Origin of the sequence: Enterobacter sp. kpr-6 (genome assembly GCF_900116015.1) — a bacterium.
Lineage (GTDB): Bacteria > Pseudomonadota > Gammaproteobacteria > Enterobacterales > Enterobacteriaceae > Enterobacter_D.
On the sequence record NZ_FOYH01000001.1, the window covers coordinates 191,927 to 212,625 of the forward strand.

The 20,699-nt window shown below is 46.6% G+C and carries 20 protein-coding genes; 18 read left to right on the top strand and 2 right to left on the bottom strand.

Features of this window, described 5'->3' with window-relative positions; genetic code table 11:
* Positions 1-3 precede the first annotated feature (3 nt).
* On the bottom strand, positions 4-1,287 hold the full coding sequence (gene fadL / locus BM373_RS00900; RefSeq protein WP_090458371.1) for a long-chain fatty acid transporter FadL: 1,284 nt from the start codon (positions 1,285-1,287) through the stop codon (positions 4-6).
* Positions 1,288-1,649: 362 nt separating this feature from the next.
* Between fadL and BM373_RS00910 the strand changes: the two genes are divergently transcribed.
* The 4 genes from BM373_RS00910 (at position 1,650) to sixA (ending at position 6,246) form a co-directional block, all read left to right on the top strand.
* Positions 1,650-1,934, top strand: a complete 285-nt coding sequence (locus BM373_RS00910) for a YfcZ/YiiS family protein (protein ID WP_090458374.1) — start codon at positions 1,650-1,652, stop codon at positions 1,932-1,934.
* Between the two features lie 160 nt (positions 1,935-2,094).
* Positions 2,095-3,405: an acetyl-CoA C-acyltransferase FadI gene (gene fadI, locus BM373_RS00915; protein ID WP_090458377.1), complete on the top strand. Its 1,311-nt coding sequence runs from the start codon at positions 2,095-2,097 to the stop codon at positions 3,403-3,405.
* On the top strand, positions 3,405-5,552 hold the full coding sequence (fadJ, locus tag BM373_RS00920; protein WP_090458380.1) for a fatty acid oxidation complex subunit alpha FadJ: 2,148 nt from the start codon (positions 3,405-3,407) through the stop codon (positions 5,550-5,552). Before fadI ends, fadJ begins: the two co-directional genes overlap by 1 nt.
* Before the next feature lie 208 nt (positions 5,553-5,760).
* Positions 5,761-6,246, top strand: a complete 486-nt coding sequence (gene sixA, locus BM373_RS00925; RefSeq protein WP_090458383.1) for a phosphohistidine phosphatase SixA — start codon at positions 5,761-5,763, stop codon at positions 6,244-6,246.
* A gap of 74 nt (positions 6,247-6,320) precedes the next feature.
* Here the strand turns inward: sixA and smrB are convergent, their stop codons facing one another.
* On the bottom strand, positions 6,321-6,872 hold the full coding sequence (gene smrB, locus BM373_RS00930; RefSeq protein ID WP_090458385.1) for an endonuclease SmrB: 552 nt from the start codon (positions 6,870-6,872) through the stop codon (positions 6,321-6,323).
* A 167-nt stretch (positions 6,873-7,039) separates the two neighbouring features.
* On the opposite strand from smrB, the gene prmB reads away from it, so the two are divergent.
* The 14 genes from prmB (at position 7,040) to BM373_RS01000 (ending at position 20,640) form a co-directional block, all read left to right on the top strand.
* Entirely contained in the window at positions 7,040-7,972 is a 933-nt protein-coding gene (gene prmB / locus BM373_RS00935) for a 50S ribosomal protein L3 N(5)-glutamine methyltransferase (RefSeq protein WP_090459938.1), read from the top strand.
* A gap of 48 nt (positions 7,973-8,020) precedes the next feature.
* Positions 8,021-9,106, top strand: a complete 1,086-nt coding sequence (gene aroC, locus BM373_RS00940; protein ID WP_090458386.1) for a chorismate synthase — start codon at positions 8,021-8,023, stop codon at positions 9,104-9,106.
* 3 nt (positions 9,107-9,109) lie between these two features.
* Positions 9,110-9,934, top strand: a complete 825-nt coding sequence (gene mepA / locus BM373_RS00945; RefSeq protein WP_090458388.1) for a penicillin-insensitive murein endopeptidase — start codon at positions 9,110-9,112, stop codon at positions 9,932-9,934.
* Entirely contained in the window at positions 9,934-10,743 is an 810-nt protein-coding gene (locus BM373_RS00950; protein WP_090458389.1) for a sulfite exporter TauE/SafE family protein, read from the top strand. The genes mepA and BM373_RS00950 overlap by 1 nt, the downstream gene beginning before the upstream one ends.
* Positions 10,743-11,291, top strand: coding sequence for an elongation factor P hydroxylase (locus BM373_RS00955; RefSeq protein ID WP_090458391.1), 549 nt, complete (start codon positions 10,743-10,745; stop codon positions 11,289-11,291). Before BM373_RS00950 ends, BM373_RS00955 begins: the two co-directional genes overlap by 1 nt.
* A 25-nt stretch (positions 11,292-11,316) precedes the next feature.
* A complete protein-coding gene (locus tag BM373_RS00960) occupies positions 11,317-11,595 on the top strand; it encodes a YfcL family protein (RefSeq protein ID WP_090458393.1) in 279 nt (92 codons plus the stop codon).
* Between the two features lie 481 nt (positions 11,596-12,076).
* A complete protein-coding gene (locus BM373_RS00965) occupies positions 12,077-12,316 on the top strand; it encodes a Flp family type IVb pilin (RefSeq protein WP_090458396.1) in 240 nt (79 codons plus the stop codon).
* A 371-nt stretch (positions 12,317-12,687) separates the two neighbouring features.
* Complete coding sequence (locus tag BM373_RS00970) at positions 12,688-13,614, top strand: RcpC/CpaB family pilus assembly protein (protein ID WP_090458399.1); 927 nt, start codon at positions 12,688-12,690, stop codon at positions 13,612-13,614.
* A 72-nt stretch (positions 13,615-13,686) separates the two neighbouring features.
* Complete coding sequence (locus BM373_RS00975) at positions 13,687-15,102, top strand: type II and III secretion system protein family protein (protein ID WP_090458402.1); 1,416 nt, start codon at positions 13,687-13,689, stop codon at positions 15,100-15,102.
* A 16-nt stretch (positions 15,103-15,118) separates the two neighbouring features.
* Entirely contained in the window at positions 15,119-16,258 is a 1,140-nt protein-coding gene (locus BM373_RS00980) for a CpaE/TadZ family protein (RefSeq protein WP_090458404.1), read from the top strand.
* A 36-nt stretch (positions 16,259-16,294) separates the two neighbouring features.
* Positions 16,295-17,584, top strand: a complete 1,290-nt coding sequence (locus BM373_RS00985; RefSeq protein ID WP_090458406.1) for a TadA family conjugal transfer-associated ATPase — start codon at positions 16,295-16,297, stop codon at positions 17,582-17,584.
* Entirely contained in the window at positions 17,581-18,495 is a 915-nt protein-coding gene (locus BM373_RS00990) for a type II secretion system F family protein (protein WP_090458409.1), read from the top strand. The genes BM373_RS00985 and BM373_RS00990 overlap by 4 nt, the downstream gene beginning before the upstream one ends.
* A 1-nt stretch (position 18,496) precedes the next feature.
* Positions 18,497-19,354: a type II secretion system F family protein gene (locus tag BM373_RS00995; RefSeq protein WP_090458411.1), complete on the top strand. Its 858-nt coding sequence runs from the start codon at positions 18,497-18,499 to the stop codon at positions 19,352-19,354.
* Positions 19,348-20,640, top strand: coding sequence for a tetratricopeptide repeat protein (locus BM373_RS01000; RefSeq protein ID WP_090458413.1), 1,293 nt, complete (start codon positions 19,348-19,350; stop codon positions 20,638-20,640). The genes BM373_RS00995 and BM373_RS01000 overlap by 7 nt, the downstream gene beginning before the upstream one ends.
* Positions 20,641-20,699: the final 59 nt, after the last annotated feature.

A 20,699-nucleotide genomic window follows, 5' to 3' on the forward strand; every position in this document is an offset into this window, starting at 1 on the left:
TGATTAGAACGCGTAGTTAAAGTTAGTACCGAACAGCCAGGCTTTACCTTCAGAGCGGAAAGTATACGGGCCTTCGTTGACGGTCACTTTCTGGCCGTGCATATAAGAGGCACCCACATCCACCGACGCGTTGTCGTTGAAGGCGTAGGTGGTCCCTGCGCTCAGCCACAGACGATCCTGATCCGGGATGGAGATGGAGCGTTTGCCAGCCGGAACCGGGCTATCGTCATAGGCGATACCGGTACGGAATGTCCAGTTGTCGTCCATGTAGTAGGTGGTACCCAGCGCCAGGCGGTAAGAGTCTTTGAAGCCTTCATCTTTATAGAACAGAGTCTGGCCGTTGGTGCCGGTGGCTTTCAGCTCCTGGAACTGGCTCCAGCTTGTGTAAGCGATGCTGTAATGCACAGCCCATTGCGGCGCAACGCGGTTGTAACCGGACAGCTCCCACATTTCAGGCAGATGCAGCGACAGCGAGCCAGGAACAGTTTGGCCGGAGGTGCCAAACGGATAAGCAGTGCCCGCGCCCGGTACAACCGAGTTGATTGGGGTCGCGATGCTGCCTTTATAATCGCCATCAAAGTCGACTTTCACTTCTGAGCGGTAGGTCAAACCGTAGCGGTTGTCTTTATCCAGCTCATACAGGATCCCGGCGTTCCAGCCAAAGCCCCACTCGTCACCTTCAAGGCTGGCGATTTTATTGTTCACTTTCGGTAACGCAGCAGTTTGCTCACCGGAGTAACGTTCGATTTTTGCGTCAGCATAGACGGCATCGAAACCGAGGCCGAAGCTCCAGTTATCGTTTAAGCGATATGCGCCGCTCAGGTTCAGGTTCAGCGTGGTCAGATCGGTTTTGCCACCGTATTCGCCCGCGATGTAGTTATCGTTGAATTCGGTGGCCAGACCGTAGTTAGAGGTCACGGACGCGCCCCAGCCAAATTGTTCATTGATCGGTGCAACAAAGTGCAGGTTAGGTACCCACGCGGTCGGCGCGATGTTATCCGCGTTAGTGCTGCGGCCTGTAAACGGCGAGCGACCGGAAATATTCACATCGGGATCGATATAGACAGCACCGCCAGAAAACGTCGGGCGATCGTACATCGTGATGAGGGCAGGGTTACGGCTGACGTTACCGGCATCATCCGCAATCGCACCTTCACCAGAATAAGCCCGGCCAAGTCCGGACGAAGAGAATTCATTTAACTGGAAGCCTGCTGACCAGGCCTGTGTAGAGACGATTGCCACTGCAACAGCAAGTGCAGATTTGTTAAAAAGGGTTTTTTGGCTCATGACCATAACCTCATCCGATTTATTTTTATTCAATCATTGTTACATGCCGTAACAGGAGCGCGAAGTGTAGGGTCTGAGGTACGGCTTGGAAATCAGACCAGTGGCGCAAGTATAGGTCTGACCAGATGGAATGTTGCAAGGTTGTTTATAAAAATTTTCAGTTGTGATCATCGAAACGAGATCTACCTGGCAAAATTGCGGCCAGGCGCACTCAGAAGAAAGGGCGATAATTGTTTTAGATCATTTTTAAGTGTGATAACGGTCACTTATCTGATTTCCGCTCAAACTCGACTGGAGCACATATCCGGTGGCGCGTAAAATACACACATCGTTTATCTGGCAAAATACAGAGGAAATCTACCATGAGTAAATGCAGTGCTGATGAAACCCCGGTTTGCTGCTGTATGGATGTGGGCACCATTATGGACAACACCGATTGCACCGCATCGTACAGTCGCGTGTTTGCCAATCGCGCAGAAGCCGATGAAACGCTGGCCGCGCTGACCGCTAAAGCCCGCAGCGTGGAATCTGAACCGTGCGAAATCACCCCAACTTTTACTGAAGAAGCTGATGGCGTGCGTCTGGATATCGATTTTGTCTTCGCGTGTGAAGCCGAAACCCTGATCTTCCAGTTAGGCCTGCGTTAATCCCCTCTCTAAAACGCTCCTCTCTCAGGAGCGTTTTCTCAATTATCTTCGCGTGTTAGCTCCCAAAATTTCGCTCCCCCGGTTGGCTAAATGTAAAAAAATGGTTAAGACTGTTGAGGTCAGACCACTTAGTAAATTACGTTGTTAACAGGGGAGTGTTATGAGTCAGGCATTACCGCTTGTCACCCGTCAGGGCGACCGCATTGCCATTGTCAGCGGGTTGCGTACCCCTTTTGCCCGCCAGGCCACCGCTTTTCACGGCATCCCGGCCATCGAACTTGGGAAAATGGTCGTGAGCGAACTGCTGGCGCGCAGCGAAATTCCGCCGGAAGCCATCGAGCAACTGGTGTTCGGCCAGGTTGTTCAGATGCCGGAAGCCCCCAATATTGCCCGTGAAATCGTGCTGGGCACCGGCATGAATATCCATACCGATGCCTACAGCGTCAGCCGCGCCTGTGCCACCAGCTTTCAGGCGGTGGCAAACGTGGCGGAAAGCCTGATGGCGGGTACCATCCGCGCGGGCATTGCGGGCGGGGCTGACTCTTCCTCCGTGCTGCCTATCGGCGTCAGTAAAAAACTGGCGCGCACGCTGCTCGATCTCAGTAAGGCCCGCACTACCGGGCATAAAGTTAAATTGCTTTCCGCGCTGCGCCCACGCGATCTGTTGCCGGTCCCGCCCGCCGTCGCAGAGTATTCAACCGGACTGCGGATGGGCGATACCGCCGAACAAATGGCAAAAACCTGGCAAATCAGCCGCGAAGAGCAGGACGCGCTGGCGCATCGCTCTCATCAACGTGCGGCGCAAGCCTGGGCCGAAGGGAAACTGACCGACGAGGTGATGACCGCTTACGTGCCGCCATACCGTGAACCCGTCGATCAGGACAACAATATTCGCCATAACTCCACGCTTGCGGATTACGCAAAACTGCGCCCGGCATTTGACCGTAAACACGGTAGCGTCACGGCGGCGAACAGTACGCCGCTGACCGACGGCGCGGCAGCGGTGATCCTGATGACCGAATCCCGCGCCAGAGAATTAGGCTTAACGCCGCTCGGCTATCTGCGCAGCTACGCGTTTACCGCGATTGGCGTCAAAGAAGACATGCTGCTCGGTCCGGCGTGGTCAACACCGCTGGCGCTGGAGCGGGCAGGGCTCACCCTGAACGATTTAACCCTGTTTGATATGCATGAGGCTTTCGCTGCGCAAACGCTGGCGAACCTCAAGCTGCTTGCAAGCGATCGGTTTGCCCGCGACGTATTGGGGCGCGCGCAGGCGACAGGCGAAGTGGATGACAGCAAATTTAACGTGCTGGGCGGCTCCATCGCCTACGGGCACCCGTTTGCCGCCACGGGTGCGCGGATGATCACCCAAACGTTACAGGAATTACGTCGCCGGGGCGGGGGATTCGGCCTGGTTACGGCGTGCGCCGCAGGCGGGCTCGGCTCGGCAATGGTACTGGAGGCTGAATAATGGAACTGACATCCGCGTTTTCCCTCACCCTGCGCCCCGATAACATCGGCGTCGTGACCATTGACGTGCCGGGCGAAAAAATGAATACCCTGAAAGCGGAGTTCGGCAGCCAGGTGCGGGCCATTTTAAAAGAACTGCGCGAGAACAAAGCGCTGCGCGGCGTTATTTTTATCTCCGCGAAAAGCGACAATTTTATCGCCGGTGCCGATATCAACATGATTGACCGCTGCCACAGCGCGCAAGAAGCAGAAGCGCTGGCCCGTCAGGGGCAGCAGATCATGGCAGAAATTCATGCGCTGCCGGTGCCGGTGATTGCCGCCATTCACGGTGCCTGTCTGGGCGGCGGGCTGGAATTAGCGCTGGCCTGCCATGGCCGCGTCTGTACCGACGATCCCAAAACCGTGCTCGGACTGCCGGAAGTGCAGTTAGGGCTTCTGCCCGGCTCCGGTGGCACGCAACGCTTGCCGCGATTAATTGGCGTCAGCACCGCGCTGGATATGATCCTCACCGGCAAACAGCTTCGCCCGCGTCAGGCGCGCAAAGTGGGGCTTGTCGATGACGTTGTGCCCGTCTCGATATTGCTGGAAGCTGCCGTAGCGCTGGCCAACAAAGGCCGCCCGTCGACCCGTCATTTACCCGTACGCGAGAAAATCCTCGCCGGCCCGCTGGGGCGCACGTTGCTGTTCCGCATGGCTGAGAAAAAGACGCAGCAGAAAACGCACGGCAACTATCCTGCCGCGCAGCGCATTCTGGATGTGATCCAGACCGGGCTGGCGCAGGGCCGCAGCAGCGGTTATGAGGCTGAAGCGCGGGCCTTTGGTGAACTGGCGATGACCCCGCAGTCGCAGGCGTTACGCCATATCTTCTTTACCAGCACCGAGATTAAAAAAGATCCCGGCAGTGCTGTTGCGGCAGGGCCGCTGAAATCAGTCGGCATTCTTGGCGGCGGGTTGATGGGCGGGGGCATTGCGTATGTCACGGCCAGTAAAGGTGGGCTGCCGGTGCGGATCAAAGATATTAATCCCCGTGGGATCAATCACGCCCTGCAATACAGCTGGCAGCAGCTTGATAAAAAAGTCCGCCGCCGCCATATCAGAGCCAGTGAGCGCGACCGTGAAATGGCGCGGATCTCCGGTGCCACCGATTATCGGGGCTTTTCCCACCGCGATGTGGTCATTGAGGCGGTGTTCGAGGATTTAAGTCTCAAACAGCAAATGGTGGCGGAAGTGGAAGCGCACTGTGCGCCGCACACGATTTTTGCCTCTAACACATCGTCGCTGCCGATTAGCGATATTGCCGCTAACGCCGCGCGACCGGAAAACGTTATCGGCCTGCATTTCTTCAGCCCGGTGGAAAAAATGCCGCTGGTGGAGGTCATTGCGCACGTAAAAACCAGCGAGCAGACTATCGCCACTACTGTGCAACTGGCGAAGTTGCAGGGCAAAACGCCGATTGTGGTAGCCGATAAAGCCGGGTTCTACGTCAACCGCATCCTGGCTCCCTATATTAACGAGGCCATCCGTATGCTGACGGAAGGTGAGCAGGTCGACAAGATCGACAATGCGCTGGTGAAATTTGGCTTCCCGGTCGGCCCAATCCAACTTTTGGATGAGGTGGGAATCGACACAGGCACTAAAATTATTCCTGTGCTGGAAAGCGCTTACGGTGAACGTTTTTCCGCGCCTGCAAATGTCATTACCGCAATTTTGAATGACGATCGCAAAGGCAGAAAAAATGGCCGTGGATTCTATCTTTACGCGGCGAAAGGGCGTACAAGCAAAAAACAGGTTGATCCGGCGATCTACCCGCTGACAGGCGGTACAGGCAACGGTAAATTGTCGTCCGATCAGATTGTTGAACGCTGCGTCATGCTGATGCTCAACGAGGCGGCGCGCTGTCTTGATGAGAAGGTGATCCGCAGCGCGCGCGATGGCGACATCGGCGCGGTGTTTGGTATTGGTTTCCCCCCGTTTTTGGGTGGCCCGTTCCGTTATATGGATTCTCTCGGCGCGGGGGAGGTTGTTGCGAGACTGACACGTCTGGCCTCGCAATATGGAGAGCGCTTTACACCCTGCCCGCCGCTGGTTGATATGGCAGAGCGTGGTGTAAGGTTTTGGTCAACAAAGGAAACTGACCCCGTAAGTTAAGGTCAAAAAAGAGTAAATCTGACGTTGAATAAGATAGTCCTGCTCAATATGTAAACGGAGATTGACTATACTTGCGCCAATGATGTAAAACACAGCGTTTCATTCAACGAATGGATAAGGCACAATGCCCGGCCATTGGTCTTCCCGGCAAAAAGATTCTGTTTTGCCCGACATGGCCAATGCTTCTGGTTAACAAAAGCGGTGCAATATGCAAGTTTTTATCATGCGTCACGGCGACGCTGCTCTGGATGCAGCCAGTGACTCGGTTCGACCTTTGACGACGTGCGGCTGTGATGAGTCCCGTCAAATGGCAACCTGGCTGACAAGCCAAAAAGTGGATATCGAGCGTGTTCTGGTCAGCCCGTTCTTGCGTGCTGAACAAACGCTGGATGAGGTGGGGGAGTGTCTTAACCTGCCAGGGAAAGTTGAAGTATTGCCTGAGCTCACGCCAGGCGGCGATGTGCGTGTCGTCAGCGCTTACATTCAGGCGCTGGCGAGCGAAATTACCGGCTCAATACTGGTGATTTCTCATCTGCCGCTGGTCGGTTATCTGGTGGCAGAACTTTGCCCGGGCGAAACACCGCCTATGTTTTCTACCTCCGCCATCGCCAGCGTCACGCTGGACGGAGCGGGTAAAGGGGTATTTAACTGGCAAATGAGTCCCTGCAATCTGAAGGTCGCCAAAGCGATCTGATCCGCCGGAAGTTGTGAAATGGAGCCGCGTAATGCGGCTCTTCTTGTTTCTGGACCGGGTAAACAGGCGATAAATCAGGGCAATTCTGGCGGCTGCCACTCTTCGACTTCAATCAGCACCAGCAAGGCTGCATCACCGCCGTACTCTTTCGGGGCCTGATGAAAAGCCATCACATGCGGATGCTGCGCCAGCCACAGCGGTGTTTGCTGCTTCAGTACGTGCTTGCCATGGCCGTGCATCACGCAGGCGCAAAAAACATGCTCACGGCGGCAGGCGGCAATCAGCGCGCCCAACTCCTGTTTTGCCTGCATCTGCGTCAGACCATGTAAATCGAGAAACAACTCTGGGGAGTAATCACCGCGACGGATCTTCTTTACTTCAAAATGGCTTACGTCCGGGCGCACATATTTTGCCGGACCGTCGGTATTAAGCAGCGGCTGAAATTCATCAGAGAAATAATGGCTGGCGTCCGCCTGCTCGGAAAGCAGACGTTTTACCGGCACCTCGGTGATTTTTTTGCGCACCGGGCGATGAACAATGGTGTCCTGCTTAATTTTGCGAGTGCCTGCCATCAACTGCTGGAACAGCGCCTGATCCTCCTCGCTAAGCGATGTTTTCTTCTTCATTTATTCATCTCATTTTCTGTTTTCGACAGTTTACCCGACAAGGTGCCAGCTGTGTTCAGACAAAACGCATTTTTCCAGGCCTGCCACGCGCGTGAATGCTGATTTATCGGCGTCTTCATGGCAAACTAGCCGCCGAATTTAAAGCAATGCATGTCTTGGAGGATAGTGTGGATAAAATTTTTGTTGATGAAGCAGTGAGTGAACTGCATACCATTCAGGACATGTTGCGCTGGTCGGTTAGCCGATTCAGCGCGGCGAATATCTGGTACGGACACGGTACCGATAATCCGTGGGATGAAGCCGTACAACTGGTTTTACCGACACTCTACTTGCCGCTGGATATCCCGGAAGACATGCGCAACGCGCGCCTGACCTCCAGCGAGCGCCACCGTATCGTTGAGCGCGTGATCCGCCGCGTTAACGAGCGCATCCCGGTGGCCTATCTCACCAATAAAGCCTGGTTCTGCGGCCATGAATTTTACGTTGATGAGCGCGTGCTGGTGCCGCGTTCGCCGATTGGCGAACTGATCCAGAACCGTTTTGCCGATCTTATTAACACCCAGCCACAGCATATTCTGGATATGTGTACCGGCAGCGGTTGCATCGCGATTGCCTGCGCCTATGAATTCCCCAACGCGGAAGTCGACGCCGTGGATATCTCCCCGGACGCGCTGGCGGTGGCCGAGCATAATATTGAAGAGCACGGTCTGATCCATCACGTCACGCCGATTCGCTCAGATCTGTTCCGCGATCTGCCGAAGGTGCAATACGATCTGATCGTCACCAACCCGCCGTATGTTGATGAAGAAGACATGTCCGATCTGCCCAATGAATACCGCCACGAGCCGGAACTGGGCCTTGCCTCCGGCAGCGACGGTCTGAAGCTGACGCGCCGCATTCTGGCCTGTGCACCGGAGTATCTGACCGACGAGGGCATCCTGATTTGTGAAGTCGGTAACAGCATGGTACATCTGATGGAGCAGTATCCGGACGTCCCGTTCACCTGGCTTGAGTTCGACAACGGCGGTGACGGCGTCTTTATGCTGACCAAAGCGGAGTTGCTCGCCGCGCGCGAACACTTCAGCATTTATAAAGATTAAGCCGCAAATCTAAGCCACGTAACAACACAACAAAATAACGGAGCCGTGATGGCAGGAAACAGCATTGGACAACTCTTTCGCGTAACTACGTTTGGTGAATCACACGGCGTGGCGCTCGGTTGTATCGTGGATGGCGTGCCGCCGGGCATTGCGCTGACAGAAGCCGATCTGCAACAGGATCTTGATCGCCGCCGCCCAGGTACATCGCGCTACACTACCCAGCGCCGCGAGCCGGATCAGGTCAAAATCCTCTCTGGCGTCTTTGAAGGCGTGACGACCGGCACCAGTATCGGCCTGCTGATTGAGAATACCGATCAGCGCTCTCAGGACTACAGCGCCATCAAAGACGTATTCCGTCCCGGCCACGCTGATTACACCTACGAGCAAAAATATGGCCTGCGTGACTATCGTGGTGGCGGACGCTCTTCCGCACGCGAAACCGCGATGCGCGTGGCGGCGGGTGCCATTGCCAAAAAATTCCTTGCCCAGAAATTCGGCATCGTGATCCGGGGCTGTCTCACGCAAATGGGCAGCATCCCGCTTGAAATCAAAGACTGGGATCAGGTGGAACAGAACCCGTTCTTCTGCCCGGACCCCGATAAAATCGAGGCGCTGGATGAACTGATGCGCGGCCTGAAAAAAGAGGGCGACTCGATTGGGGCGAAGATCACCGTGGTCGCCGAGGGCGTGCCCGCAGGTCTTGGCGAGCCAGTATTTGACCGCCTGGATGCTGACATCGCCCATGCTTTGATGAGCATCAACGCGGTGAAAGGCGTCGAGATTGGCGACGGTTTTGACAGCGTGGCCCTGCGCGGCAGCGAAAACCGTGATGAAATCACCAAAGAGGGTTTCCAGAGCAATCATGCGGGCGGCGTGCTCGGCGGCATCAGCAGCGGTCAGCCTATCGTGGCCCACATCGCCCTGAAACCAACGTCCAGCATCACCGTGCCCGGCCGCACCATTAACCGTTTCGGTGACGAAGTGGAGATGATCACCAAAGGACGTCACGATCCCTGCGTGGGTATTCGTGCGGTGCCTATCGCCGAAGCGATGCTGGCGATTGTTTTGATGGATCACTTTATGCGCCAGCGCGCGCAGAACGCCGATGTCACAACGACTATTCCACGCTGGTAACTGATGAAAAAAACCGCCATTGCTCTGCTGGCATTGCTCGCAAGTTACGTTAGCCTTGCGGCAACACCCTGGCAAAAAATTACGCATCCCGTCGCTGGTAGCGCCCAGTCGATTGGGGCGTTTTCAAATGGCTGCATCGTGGGAGCCGCTGAGCTTCCCGTGCAGTCAGAAACGTATCAGGTAATGCGTACCGATCAGCGTCGCTATTTTGGTCACCCGGATCTGGTGCTTTTCATTCAGCGCCTGGGGAATCAGGTATATAACCTGGGTCTTGGGACAATCCTGATTGGTGACATGGGGATGCCCGCAGGCGGGCGGTTTAACGGCGGCCACGCCAGTCATCAGACCGGGCTGGATGTGGACATTTTCCTCCAGCTTCCGCAAACCCGCTGGAGCGCGGCTCAGTTATTAAAACCGCAGGCGCTGGATCTGGTTTCCCGCGATGGCAAGCATGTCGTGCCGTCGCTGTGGCAGCCTGAGATCAGCCATCTGATTAAGCTGGCGGCAGAAGATAATGACGTGACGCGCATTTTCGTGAACCCGGCAATTAAACAGCAGCTTTGCCAGGACGCCGGAACCGACCGCGACTGGCTGCGTAAAGTCCGTCCATGGTTCCAGCATCGTGCGCACATGCATGTCCGGCTGCGCTGCCCGGCGGGAAGCCTGGAATGCGAAGATCAACCTCTGCCACCACCAGGTGATGGCTGCGGTGCGGAACTGCAAAGCTGGTTTGAACCACCAAAACCCGCAACAACCAAGCCTGAGAAGAAGACACCGCCACCGTTGCCGCCTTCCTGCCAGGCGCTACTGGATGAGCATGTACTTTAATGGACAATTTTAGCGATATTTTTCTGGTGTCACCGCTTCTGCTGGCAGTGCTGTTTGTCGTCGCGCTACTGGCCGGATTTATTGATGCGCTGGCGGGCGGGGGAGGGCTGTTGACCGTTCCGGCACTGCTGGCAGCCGGGATGACGCCTGCTCAGGCGCTGGCAACCAATAAACTTCAGGCCTGTGGCGGATCAATCTCTTCTTCTCTCTATTTTATTCGGCGCAAAGTCGTGAGCCTGCACGACCAGAAGCTCAATATTTTGATGACCTTTATTGGCTCCACCTCTGGCGCGCTGCTGGTGCAGTACGTTAAATCTGACGTCCTGCGCCAGATTTTGCCGGTACTGGTGATCTGCATCGGCCTCTATTTTTTGCTGATGCCGAAGCTTGGTGAAGAAGATCGCCAGCGTCGTCTGTACGGTTTGCCCTTTGCGCTCATTGCGGGTGGCTGCGTCGGTTTTTACGATGGCTTTTTTGGCCCTGGTGCGGGATCGTTCTACGCGCTGGCATTCGTCGCGCTGTGCGGGTTCAATCTCGCTAAATCCACAGCCCACGCCAAAGTGCTGAACGCTACGTCGAATATCGGCGGCCTGCTGCTGTTTATCATCGGCGGCAAGGTGGTCTGGGCGACAGGCTTCGTCATGCTGGCCGGGCAGTTTCTCGGCGCGCGTATGGGGTCACGTCTGGTATTAAGCAAAGGACAAAAACTGATCCGCCCGATGATTGTGATTGTCTCGGCGGTGATGAGCGCAAAACTTCTTTTTGATAGCCATGGACAGGAGATCCTTCACTGGTTGGGGATGAACTAATGAACAGCACGCACAATTACCAACAACTTATAGAAATTTTCGACGGCTGCTTTGCCGACGACTTTGATACACGTCTGATTAAAGGCGACGACGAACCCATCTATCTTCCTGCGGATGCCGACGTGCCGTACAACCGCATCGTGTTTGCTCATGGCTTCTATGCCAGCGGACTGCATGAGATTTCCCACTGGTGTATTGCCGGGAAATCACGCCGCGAGCAGGTGGATTTTGGCTACTGGTATTGCCCGGATGGGCGTGATGCCAAAACACAGGGGCAATTTGAAGACGTCGAGGTTAAACCGCAGGCGTTCGACTGGCTGTTTTGTGTGGCGGCAGGTTACCCGTTCAACGTCAGTTGCGACAATCTGGAAGGGGATTTTGAACCCGACCGCATTGTTTTTCAGCGCCGTGTACACGCGCAGGTCATGACGTATCTGGAAGAGGGGATCCCTCCGCGTCCGGCGCGTTTTATCAAAGCATTACAGGATTATTACCATACGCCGCCACTCGCGGCGGAACAGTTTCCGTGGCCAGAAGACCTTAACTGAAGCCACGTTATAAAGAGGAAAGAAGATGATCGCGGAGTTTGAAGCACGCATTCTGGCGTTAATAGATGACATGGTGGACACGGCCGGAGACGACGAGCTGTTTGCCAGCGGTTATCTGCGTGGCCACCTGACGCTCGCTGTGGCGGAACTGGAACATGGCAGTGACCATTCACCGGAGGCGGTTTATGCGAATGTCAGTTCAAGCCTTGAGAAAGCTATCCAGGCCGGGGAACTCTCACCGCGCGATCAGGCACTGGTACTGGGCATGTGGGATACGTTGTTTAAACAGGCACAAGAGAAGTAATCGCTAAATTTCCCTCAGAAATACCTACATTTCTCCATACTATTCTCATTTTAAAGGCCGATGTCATGTATATCGGCCTTTTACTATGGTTTTAACCAGTGCTTAAACTACCAGCATATTTAAATTAAATCGTTTTTCTGGAACGATAAGATTTATATGTGTTTATAAATTACATTACCTAATAATAATGCACATGGATAAAATCTGTATGCAATATCCATATGTTTTAATACATCCATCAAATTAAGTGCATGTTTTTATAGTTCTTTTTTCTTTTTTAAGAAAATGGCAATAATCTCGGGCTATATATTAACGACAATAAATCTATTTAAATTCATATTATGAATCTAAATTTTTTCCTAAAAACCCCGCAATCGCTTAGGTTTTTCAAAATGCGAGTTCATACTAGTTGACGTTTGCTGGTGGCTTAAAGAAGTGCCAACGAACAGGGTATTTAATATTAAAAGGGAATTGAAAAGAAATGAATGATTTGTTAATCAAAGCATATGTCAAGAGTTTAAATGGGGTTGAGCGCGCACGTGACTTCTTGAAAGACGAGCGTGGTGTTACTGCTGTTGAATATGCAATCGTATTAGCTGGTGTGGCAGCTGTAGTGGCAGTTATCTTTGGTCGTAACGGTACTGTCGAAAATATGATTAAGGGCATCTTCTCCACGGTCTCTGCACAAGTTCAATCCTCAATGTCAGCGCCGAAGCCATAAGTAGATAGTTCGAATACTGAAAAAATCATGCGGGAAGGGGAAACTCTGCCCGCATTATGCTATGACTTATCAAAGGTGATATTTCCAATTAATAAGAAACTTTAAATAAAACATCGGTGGTTCTTGTGTTAATAATGGTCATGACAATGGCTGATTAATATCAAACTGTTTTTAATCAGTTTGTGCGGTAGCTATGGTTACTTATAATTATATACAGCTCATCAATATATCTCACTCAATATATATAAAACATTTATTTTTTATCTAAATATACTCCTTATAATTTAACTTGGCTTCTGAATGGCATAAGTATTTTATACGTCCATGAAAATCATCTATATTAGATGCATTATATATTTCTGAGGATATCCATGAATAAGAAGTACGCGTTAATAATTAATATCGCCATGTTAGTTGTTGGTTTAATTGGTATATTAATCTATTTTGCAATCAATAAAAAACCAGCAGTGGTGGTCCAGGCACCACCAGTAGTTGAGCAGCAGGTAAAAGAACCTGAAGTCATCAAAGAAAATATTACTGTAGCTGTTGCCCAAAAAGATTTAAAGAAAGGGAAATTATTAAATGCGGAAGATTTCGTACTTAAAACATTAAATATCCCTGAAGGTAGTAATGAAAAGGATTTATATGCTATATCAAAAAATATTGATAGTTGGATGACCGGGAACGATATTACGGCTGGTTCATATATACCAAAAGAGTCATTAATTGAACCTGGCAGCGAGCAATACGTTGCAATGTCAGTGCGGCCAGGAAATATAGTTTATGGTTTTTCAATAAAACAGACGGATAGTTATCTTTTTACAAATGCTCATGCTGGCGAAGGGTTAGATATTTACCTTTCTTATAATTTAATGAAGATAACAAATGAAAATGGGGATGTCAGCACAACACCTACAGTTAACACTACAGATGAAATCAACGATCGTCATTTTAAACTTCTAATGAAGAATAAAAAAATACTATTTATTAAAAGTAACAATTTAAAGGTTGGTGATAATCCGTTGACTAACGAAGGTTATGTTTTAGTCGAGTTAACACCTGCAGAAGTCAGAACCTTAAAAGGACTGGATGACGCAAAATTATATATTTTCCCAACAACAGAAAATATGACTCAACTTGATTTCGCACATTCTGTACTCGTTGGTAACGAGGGCCAGTGGCCAATTGATAATCGTGATATTTTATCTATAGATGTAAGAAGCGGTGGTGCGGGTGATAGTGTCACTGAGTACCGCGGTTCCGTTGAAACCAAAAAAGAGACGGAGGAAAAAGAGTAATTTGCTAAATAAAATAACGCATTTTTGCAAAATAATTTCTAAAAATACGTACTTTAACAAAAGGACAGATGTATGTTAAGGATAGTGAAAGTATTAACAATATTACTATTTGCATTACCAGGATTAACCCCGCTCGCTTATGGTGAAGATTTAGTGCTTAAAGAAGGGCAAGCGAAAAATATTTCCACAACACAAAAAATAGATACTGTTTTTATTTCAAATCCGACAGTTGCAGATTATAAAGTCATAAACAATACAAAAATTGTCGTTTATGCAAAAGAAATTGGCGTTGCTGATTTAACAATTTATGGTGAAAAAGGAAAAGTTCTCAAAAAGATCAGCATTGCGGTTGATGGAATAGGAAGTGCATTGGCCGAAAAGGTCAATAAACAATATCCTGGTACGCATATCCAGATTGAACGCTTTATGAATGGTGATAAACTTGCGTACATTATTAAAGGTGATGTTGCTACAGAAGAGTTACGTGACCAAATTTATCAAACGGTAGGGAGTTTAGTAGGTGGGGAAAATAGAGTACGTGAAACCAAATTAAAAAGTGGTGGTTCAGAATCAGATGAAACTGATATTGATATGCTTACCAAAAAAATTTGGGATAATGTAATTGATCGCATGACAATAATCTCGTCACCTCAACAAGTTAATGTTAAATTGACGGTTGTAGAAGTAACTAAGCAATTTACAGATGCCTTAGGGATTGAATGGAGCAGTTTAACGTTAAATAGCATCATTAATAGTGGTAGCTCAGCCAATCCGACCGGAGTATTCAGCCTCATCGGTTTTAAAGGTGGTTTTGATGCGCAAAATATTAGTACAGTGATTAATGCAGTTAAAGACGACAGCATTGCTCGAGTGATGGCGCAACCCAATTTAACCGTTCTTTCGGGAGAGTCAGCAAATTTCCTTGTAGGAGGTGAAATTCCAATTGTTACGGATGGCGGTGATGATAATGAAACGACTATTACATATAAAGAATATGGTATACGTCTTAACATTGGCGCAAAAGTAAACCGCTCGGATAAGATCCGATTATTTATCTCGAATGAATTGAGTAATATTACCGGTAGTTATACATATAATTCTTATGCTATTCCGACAATAAATACCCGGAGAACGCAATCAACAATTGAACTTGCAGATGGTGATAGCTTTGTTATCAGTGGCCTGCTGACTGAGTCAGATAAAGAGTCCTTATCGAAGGTGCCATTTGCCGGTGATATTCCTATTTTGGGCGCATTTGCTCGCAACTCGCAAACTGAAAGAGAAAAAAGCGAATTGGTTGTATTTGCAACAGTGAAATTAGTTAAGCCTATTTCTGCAACTGAAAATTATCAGATACCTACTCCTCGGTTCCATAAAACCTCAGTAAACAAGTTATTCTTTAATGTTGGTGTAGCTGACGAACATAAAGACAGACTAACCAGGGATGAGGGTCGTGAGTTTATTTCACGTGGTGGCTTTGTTCGATAAACAAGGGTAGCAAATTATGTTGGACTTAACAAAAATCAATAAAAGAAGTGTAGAAAATAAAACGACAATTTCTTCAGTAGGTTCTGCTACCATTATATCTTCACGTCCGCATATTATCTCCGCCATATCCATTCAAATTCGAATGAATGGTGGGCATGACGTTAATGTTATTGCCGAGTTTTTTGATAATATTGTCGACAATAAAGATATGCTTTCCAGTGAGTATATAATTGTTGATATAGAAGATTATCGTGACATTGCTGGTATTCAACAAAAAATAAAATATCTTTTCCCTGTGACCAGTAAAAAAATATTTGTTGGGGATGTAGACTCGATCAGTTTTTATGACGAAATGAAGCGTATGGGTGCATTATATTTGCACCTTGATTCTCAAATGATGCTATTGGGTACGGCAATAAAAAAAGCGGGTGAAATAGGTTCAGAAATCAGTTATACGCAAAAAATCAGTGTTCTCGGCTGTAAGGGTGGATGTGGTAGTACTCTTATGGCTTTTCAGCTTTATAAGGCAATAGGCGAACTTAGCCATTTGCCTACTTTATTAGTCCAAGGACATACCGGAACGCCGGATCTGGACCTTATATCAGATGTGGCGTTACAACGTGATGGCGTAATTACTCATGTAAGCCCTTACCAGGCTATGAAAATTGCTACAGAAGAAGAACAATGGCAATTTGATGCCCCAGATTTTAAAAATTACAATGTGGTAATTTTTGAACATAATGTTTCAACGCAGGCTCGAGATAAGCTCGCATATATAGTTCCAGAGTCTGACTTTATATTTATTGTTGTAACACGAGAGTTATCGGCGGTACGTAACGCTCGATTAATTATTGATGAGTTAGAACGTACAGCACCTACTCATGATGGGAATAAAACATTCTCGAAGAATATAATTATTTTAAATGAAAATCACCTTTCACGCCCGAACGATTTATCAAACGAAGATATTGAAAATTATTTAGGGAAGAAAATAGATATTTATTGTTCATACATAAAAGATCTTGCAAAGAAAAAAACAACATCGGAGTTAGATCTTTTTGTCGCAAAAATGCTGGGAAAAAAACCTGGTAATGAAAAAAGCCATGACAAAAACAGTAAAATATTAAATATTTTGAGGTTTAATAAGAAAAAATAAATTTTAGTTTTATTAATTACTGATCATGGATGATATATGAATAAGTCGGCTTCGATCGTTTATTTTAGGCAGGAAGTTCTTAAGAGCATTGATCTAGAACAGATTGAAAATATAAAGGAAAATAGAGGTGAGTTAATTAATGAAGTTAATTCTGTTATACGCACTGTAATTAATAACAATCGCACAGAGAATTATCTATCAGCGCCAGAACGACAAGAGTTATGTGAGCTTGTTGTTGATGAAATTACAGGATACGGGCCATTACGAGAATTAATGGAAGATGATTCAATCAGTGATATTCTCGTTAATGGCCCCAACCGAATTTTTGTTGAGCGTAAAGGTAAATTAGAGCTTTCTGAACGGCAGTTTATAAATAATGAGCAATTAACCGATATTGCCAGACGACTGGTGGGTAAAGTTGGCAGACGCATTGATGACGCGCAACCGTTAGTGGATGCTCGTATGCCAGATGGTAGTCGATTGAATGTTGTTATTTCACCCATATCGATTGATGGCACATCCATGTCAATCCGTAAATTCGGTAAAGGCAATATAAATTTAGGTGATTTAATAAAGTTTGGCAGTATGAATGAGACAATGGCAAATTTTCTGGTTATTGCCAGCCGCTGTCGAGTAAACATTATCGTATCTGGTGGTACGGGGTCCGGTAAAACAACGCTTTTAAACGCCATGTCTCAGTATATCGATGAAAGTGAACGAGTGTTGACACTCGAAGATGCTGCAGAATTACGATTACAGCAAACTCATGTTTTGAGGCTTGAAACCAGGCTGGCAGGTTCTGAAAATCAGGGGCAAATTAGTATGCGCAATCTGGTGATAAACGCATTACGTATGCGGCCAGATCGTATCATTATTGGTGAGTGTCGTGGCCCTGAGGCTTTCGAAATGCTTCAGGCTATGAACACTGGGCATGATGGGTCAATGTCTACGCTACATGCAAACAATCCCAGAGATGCAATAGCACGTCTGGAAAGTATGATAATGATGGCCAATGCTTCATTGCCTCTAATTGCTATTCGGCGAAATATTTCAACAGCGGTTAACATCATCGTTCAGGCTTCACGTTTACCAGATGGCTCAAGAAAAGTTACAAATATTTCTGAAATAATGGGGATGGAAGGGGAGAATATTATTCTACAAGATATTTTTGCATTTAATGCTAACCCGGAAAGAGACCATAACGGGATGATTGTAGGAACTTTTACAAACAATGGCCTCTTACAACGTTCTGCGGTATACCGCCAGGCGTTAGTACACGGTTATTTAGATCCGTTACGACAACTTTTTGGAAATAAAGTATCATGATGATAATAATCATTTCTCTGGCTATGTTATTTTTAGGTGCGGTGCAAATTTACCTTTCCGTCAAAAATACCAAAGAGATAAAAGCTAAATTATTTTCTACTAACGTTATAGCGAGTCAAGAGGAAGAGGTTAAAAAACAAGCGCTGAATAATTTCCTTATTGCGCTAAGTGCAAAGCTTAAAAAAATCCGTGTGAACTTAATAGGTAAGAATAACGAACTATTTGCAAAGCACCTGGCAATTATTATTGTAGCATGCGGGGTTGTTTTATATGTCAATATGGAATTTTTGAATTTTGATAAAATCATTATGTTATCTGTGACTATACTTGCTGGTTTTTATATTTTATATATTCAGCAAGTCAAGAAAAGTCGTCGTGATTTTGAAAGGGATTTTTCAGAAGCATTAAATATCATTAACAGTGCTGTGAGAGTAGGCCGACCAGTTATGCAAGGATTTGAGGAGTGTGGCCGAGTTATTGATAGCGATTTTGGGCGCGAATTTAAAAGAATTTTAATGCGTCTGGATATCGGTGATGAACCAGAACGAGTATTTATGGATTCATACTCACGTTATCCATATAGTGAATATTTCTCATTTGTCATTACGGTGCTGATTAATATGAAAGGCGGAGGACAGGTTAGTGAAGTAATGTCTCGTTTAACGATGTTAATTTCTGCGAGCAAGATATTAGAAAGAAAGAAAATAGCTATGACAGCCGAAGCAAGAATGTCAGTAAAGGTTTTGGTCATAATACCTGTCTTTTTTTTCCTTTTCTTGAAATTTGTTGCCCCTGACAATTTTGAAGTATTAATAGGAACAGATGCTGGGAAATACATTCTTTACTATGCACTGGGAAGTATATTGACAGGCTTGCTTATCGTTTGGTCAATGATGAATAAGGTAGGGTAATATGTCATATTTTATCTTTTTTATGATTTTTTTAATGGGTTTGAGGGGGGTGATATTTTTAGTCTATAGAAAACAGCGTATTAAAAAAGTTGAAAAGTTAGTAAACTTTAGTATTAATGCTACTGATAGAAGCAATTTATTAGCAAACGGTTCTAATTTGATTGAAACTCAGTTGGAAAAAACCTTCAAAAAGAATAGCAAGGTTGTTTCTATTGCATCTGAGCTTGATAAAAACGTTAAAGTCAAAGCATTATTGTTCTCTTTTATAGCAGGCCCCATTTTTATAATTGATTACATAGGATGGATCGAGTTAGATGATCAGATGTTGTTAATCACCCTGTTGGCTATACTTTCTGTAATCATCATCGTTCCAGCAAGAATCCAGGCCATGGTGAGCGGGAATCGTATTCGTAGAATAACTAATGATATTCCTTACGCTATTGATCTCCTGGCGGTTTGCATACAATCTGGAATGACAGTTGAAGCATCATTGAGTTATATTGCTCGCAAAATGGAGGTGATTAATAAAGACCTTTCATCATTGTTAGTACGCACTGTGATGCGTGCAGATGTAAGCGGTATAAACGCTGCTCTCGAGCAACTTTCTTCAGAAATAAACAATGAAGAGCTCAGGATGTTATGCTCTGCTTTATTACAAAGTACTAAGTTTGGTTCTTCAATATATGCTGTACTGATTGATTTATCTAAAGAGATCAGGCAAATGCATCTCTTGGCTATGGAAGAAAAAGTTGCTGCACTTTCTGCAAAAATGACGTTTCCAATGATTGCCTTTATTTTATTTCCCCTGATCGCAATCGTTGCGTGTCCGGGCCTTATTAAGATGAGCTCAACATGGTAAAAAAATTATTATCTGTATTTGTTACAATTGTGTCGCTTACGGGGTGTTCTCATGAACTTTCAAATGCTAGCGCGGATGCGCAAAAAGAATATATTCTTACTCAGTTGAACGATTATCAAGGCTTAATCGAAATATCCAGGAAAAAACTGAGCGCTAAGGATAATAATGATGAGCGATTTAATCTATCGCAGCTTTATCATAAAATAGGAGATTATAGTTCATCGAATATTTATCTCGAACCATTAGTTAAAAAACATGGTGATGAAAAGTATCGATTGTTGCAAGCTAAAAATTATCTCGAACTTGGGCAGGAAGAAGAATGTGAGATGGTTTTAAAAGATTTACTTGCAAATGATTCCACCAATGGAGAGCTGTGGAATTTAAACGGAAGTTTATTAGCGCAGCAGGGAAGGTATTCCGAGGCAATTAAATCTTTCGAGCATGCGCGTGGGTTGTTTTATAATGAATCAATTGTAATGAATAATCTGGCAATGATGGCTATTTTGCAACAAGATTATCCGAGCGCACGAAATTATTTGTTATCTTTATATTCCAGAAAACAATATAAACCGCAAACCGTATATAATTTGATTTATACCTTAGTAAAATTAAATGATTATGAAAGTGCCAGGAAAATTATCAATGATGAAAGATTATACTCAGGCGATGTTAATGAATTGCTTTATTCATTGGCCAATTTGACGCCTAAGGAAAAATTTAATTTAGAAATGCAATCTATAGCATCGACAAAAAAAGATGAAACAAAATTAACTGAAAATATCGTCACTGCAAAAGACCCCATCGTTACATCCGCCATCAGTCCTGAAAGTAATGCATTAACAGAAAATTCCGGTGTTAAGACTGAATCATCTGACATATGTGCTATCGAAATGAGCACGCAATTAAAAGCAGAAAATTTTATCGGTAACATCAAAAATGGGAAAGAAATTAAAAAGATCAGCTTCTCTCCTGAACCTTCAGCAGGAAGGTTTACTTTATATTCCGCTTATCCTATTAACTATATTGTCCATCCGCAAAAGTACAATAATCAAATTGAGCTGGAGTTATTTAATGCACAGCCGATAAAATCTTTGTACCAAACGCAGTTATCCATTCTGCAAAAGAATCCTGATATTAAATTGATTGATTTCACAAATAAAAATGATGGGAATGCTCTTTTGCGGATAGTGACAGGCAAGTGTATCGCAAGTAAAAAAATTGAGCGAAAAATCTCAAATGGAAATCTAAAGGAACAAATTAATATCAGCTTCACATACAAAGATTAAGTGATTAATTATCAGTATATGATTATATATGTGCTATAGAAGTAAAAAATCAGTAAATT

What these genes read in the sequence shown, in the direction of transcription:
- fadL (WP_090458371.1), bottom strand. Translation starts at nt 1,287, where the DNA reads ATGAGCCAAAAAACCCTTTTTAACAAATCTGCACTTGCTGTTGCAGTG.
- BM373_RS00910 (WP_090458374.1), top strand. Translation starts at nt 1,650, where the DNA reads ATGAGTAAATGCAGTGCTGATGAAACCCCGGTTTGCTGCTGTATGGAT.
- fadI (WP_090458377.1), top strand. Translation starts at nt 2,095, where the DNA reads ATGAGTCAGGCATTACCGCTTGTCACCCGTCAGGGCGACCGCATTGCC.
- fadJ (WP_090458380.1), top strand. Translation starts at nt 3,405, where the DNA reads ATGGAACTGACATCCGCGTTTTCCCTCACCCTGCGCCCCGATAACATC.
- sixA (WP_090458383.1), top strand. Translation starts at nt 5,761, where the DNA reads ATGCAAGTTTTTATCATGCGTCACGGCGACGCTGCTCTGGATGCAGCC.
- smrB (WP_090458385.1), bottom strand. Translation starts at nt 6,872, where the DNA reads ATGAAGAAGAAAACATCGCTTAGCGAGGAGGATCAGGCGCTGTTCCAG.
- aroC (WP_090458386.1), top strand. Translation starts at nt 8,021, where the DNA reads ATGGCAGGAAACAGCATTGGACAACTCTTTCGCGTAACTACGTTTGGT.
- mepA (WP_090458388.1), top strand. Translation starts at nt 9,110, where the DNA reads ATGAAAAAAACCGCCATTGCTCTGCTGGCATTGCTCGCAAGTTACGTT.
- BM373_RS00950 (WP_090458389.1), top strand. Translation starts at nt 9,934, where the DNA reads ATGGACAATTTTAGCGATATTTTTCTGGTGTCACCGCTTCTGCTGGCA.
- BM373_RS00955 (WP_090458391.1), top strand. Translation starts at nt 10,743, where the DNA reads ATGAACAGCACGCACAATTACCAACAACTTATAGAAATTTTCGACGGC.
- BM373_RS00960 (WP_090458393.1), top strand. Translation starts at nt 11,317, where the DNA reads ATGATCGCGGAGTTTGAAGCACGCATTCTGGCGTTAATAGATGACATG.
- BM373_RS00965 (WP_090458396.1), top strand. Translation starts at nt 12,077, where the DNA reads ATGAATGATTTGTTAATCAAAGCATATGTCAAGAGTTTAAATGGGGTT.
- BM373_RS00970 (WP_090458399.1), top strand. Translation starts at nt 12,688, where the DNA reads ATGAATAAGAAGTACGCGTTAATAATTAATATCGCCATGTTAGTTGTT.
- BM373_RS00975 (WP_090458402.1), top strand. Translation starts at nt 13,687, where the DNA reads ATGTTAAGGATAGTGAAAGTATTAACAATATTACTATTTGCATTACCA.
- BM373_RS00980 (WP_090458404.1), top strand. Translation starts at nt 15,119, where the DNA reads ATGTTGGACTTAACAAAAATCAATAAAAGAAGTGTAGAAAATAAAACG.
- BM373_RS00985 (WP_090458406.1), top strand. Translation starts at nt 16,295, where the DNA reads ATGAATAAGTCGGCTTCGATCGTTTATTTTAGGCAGGAAGTTCTTAAG.
- BM373_RS00990 (WP_090458409.1), top strand. Translation starts at nt 17,581, where the DNA reads ATGATGATAATAATCATTTCTCTGGCTATGTTATTTTTAGGTGCGGTG.
- BM373_RS00995 (WP_090458411.1), top strand. Translation starts at nt 18,497, where the DNA reads ATGTCATATTTTATCTTTTTTATGATTTTTTTAATGGGTTTGAGGGGG.
- BM373_RS01000 (WP_090458413.1), top strand. Translation starts at nt 19,348, where the DNA reads ATGGTAAAAAAATTATTATCTGTATTTGTTACAATTGTGTCGCTTACG.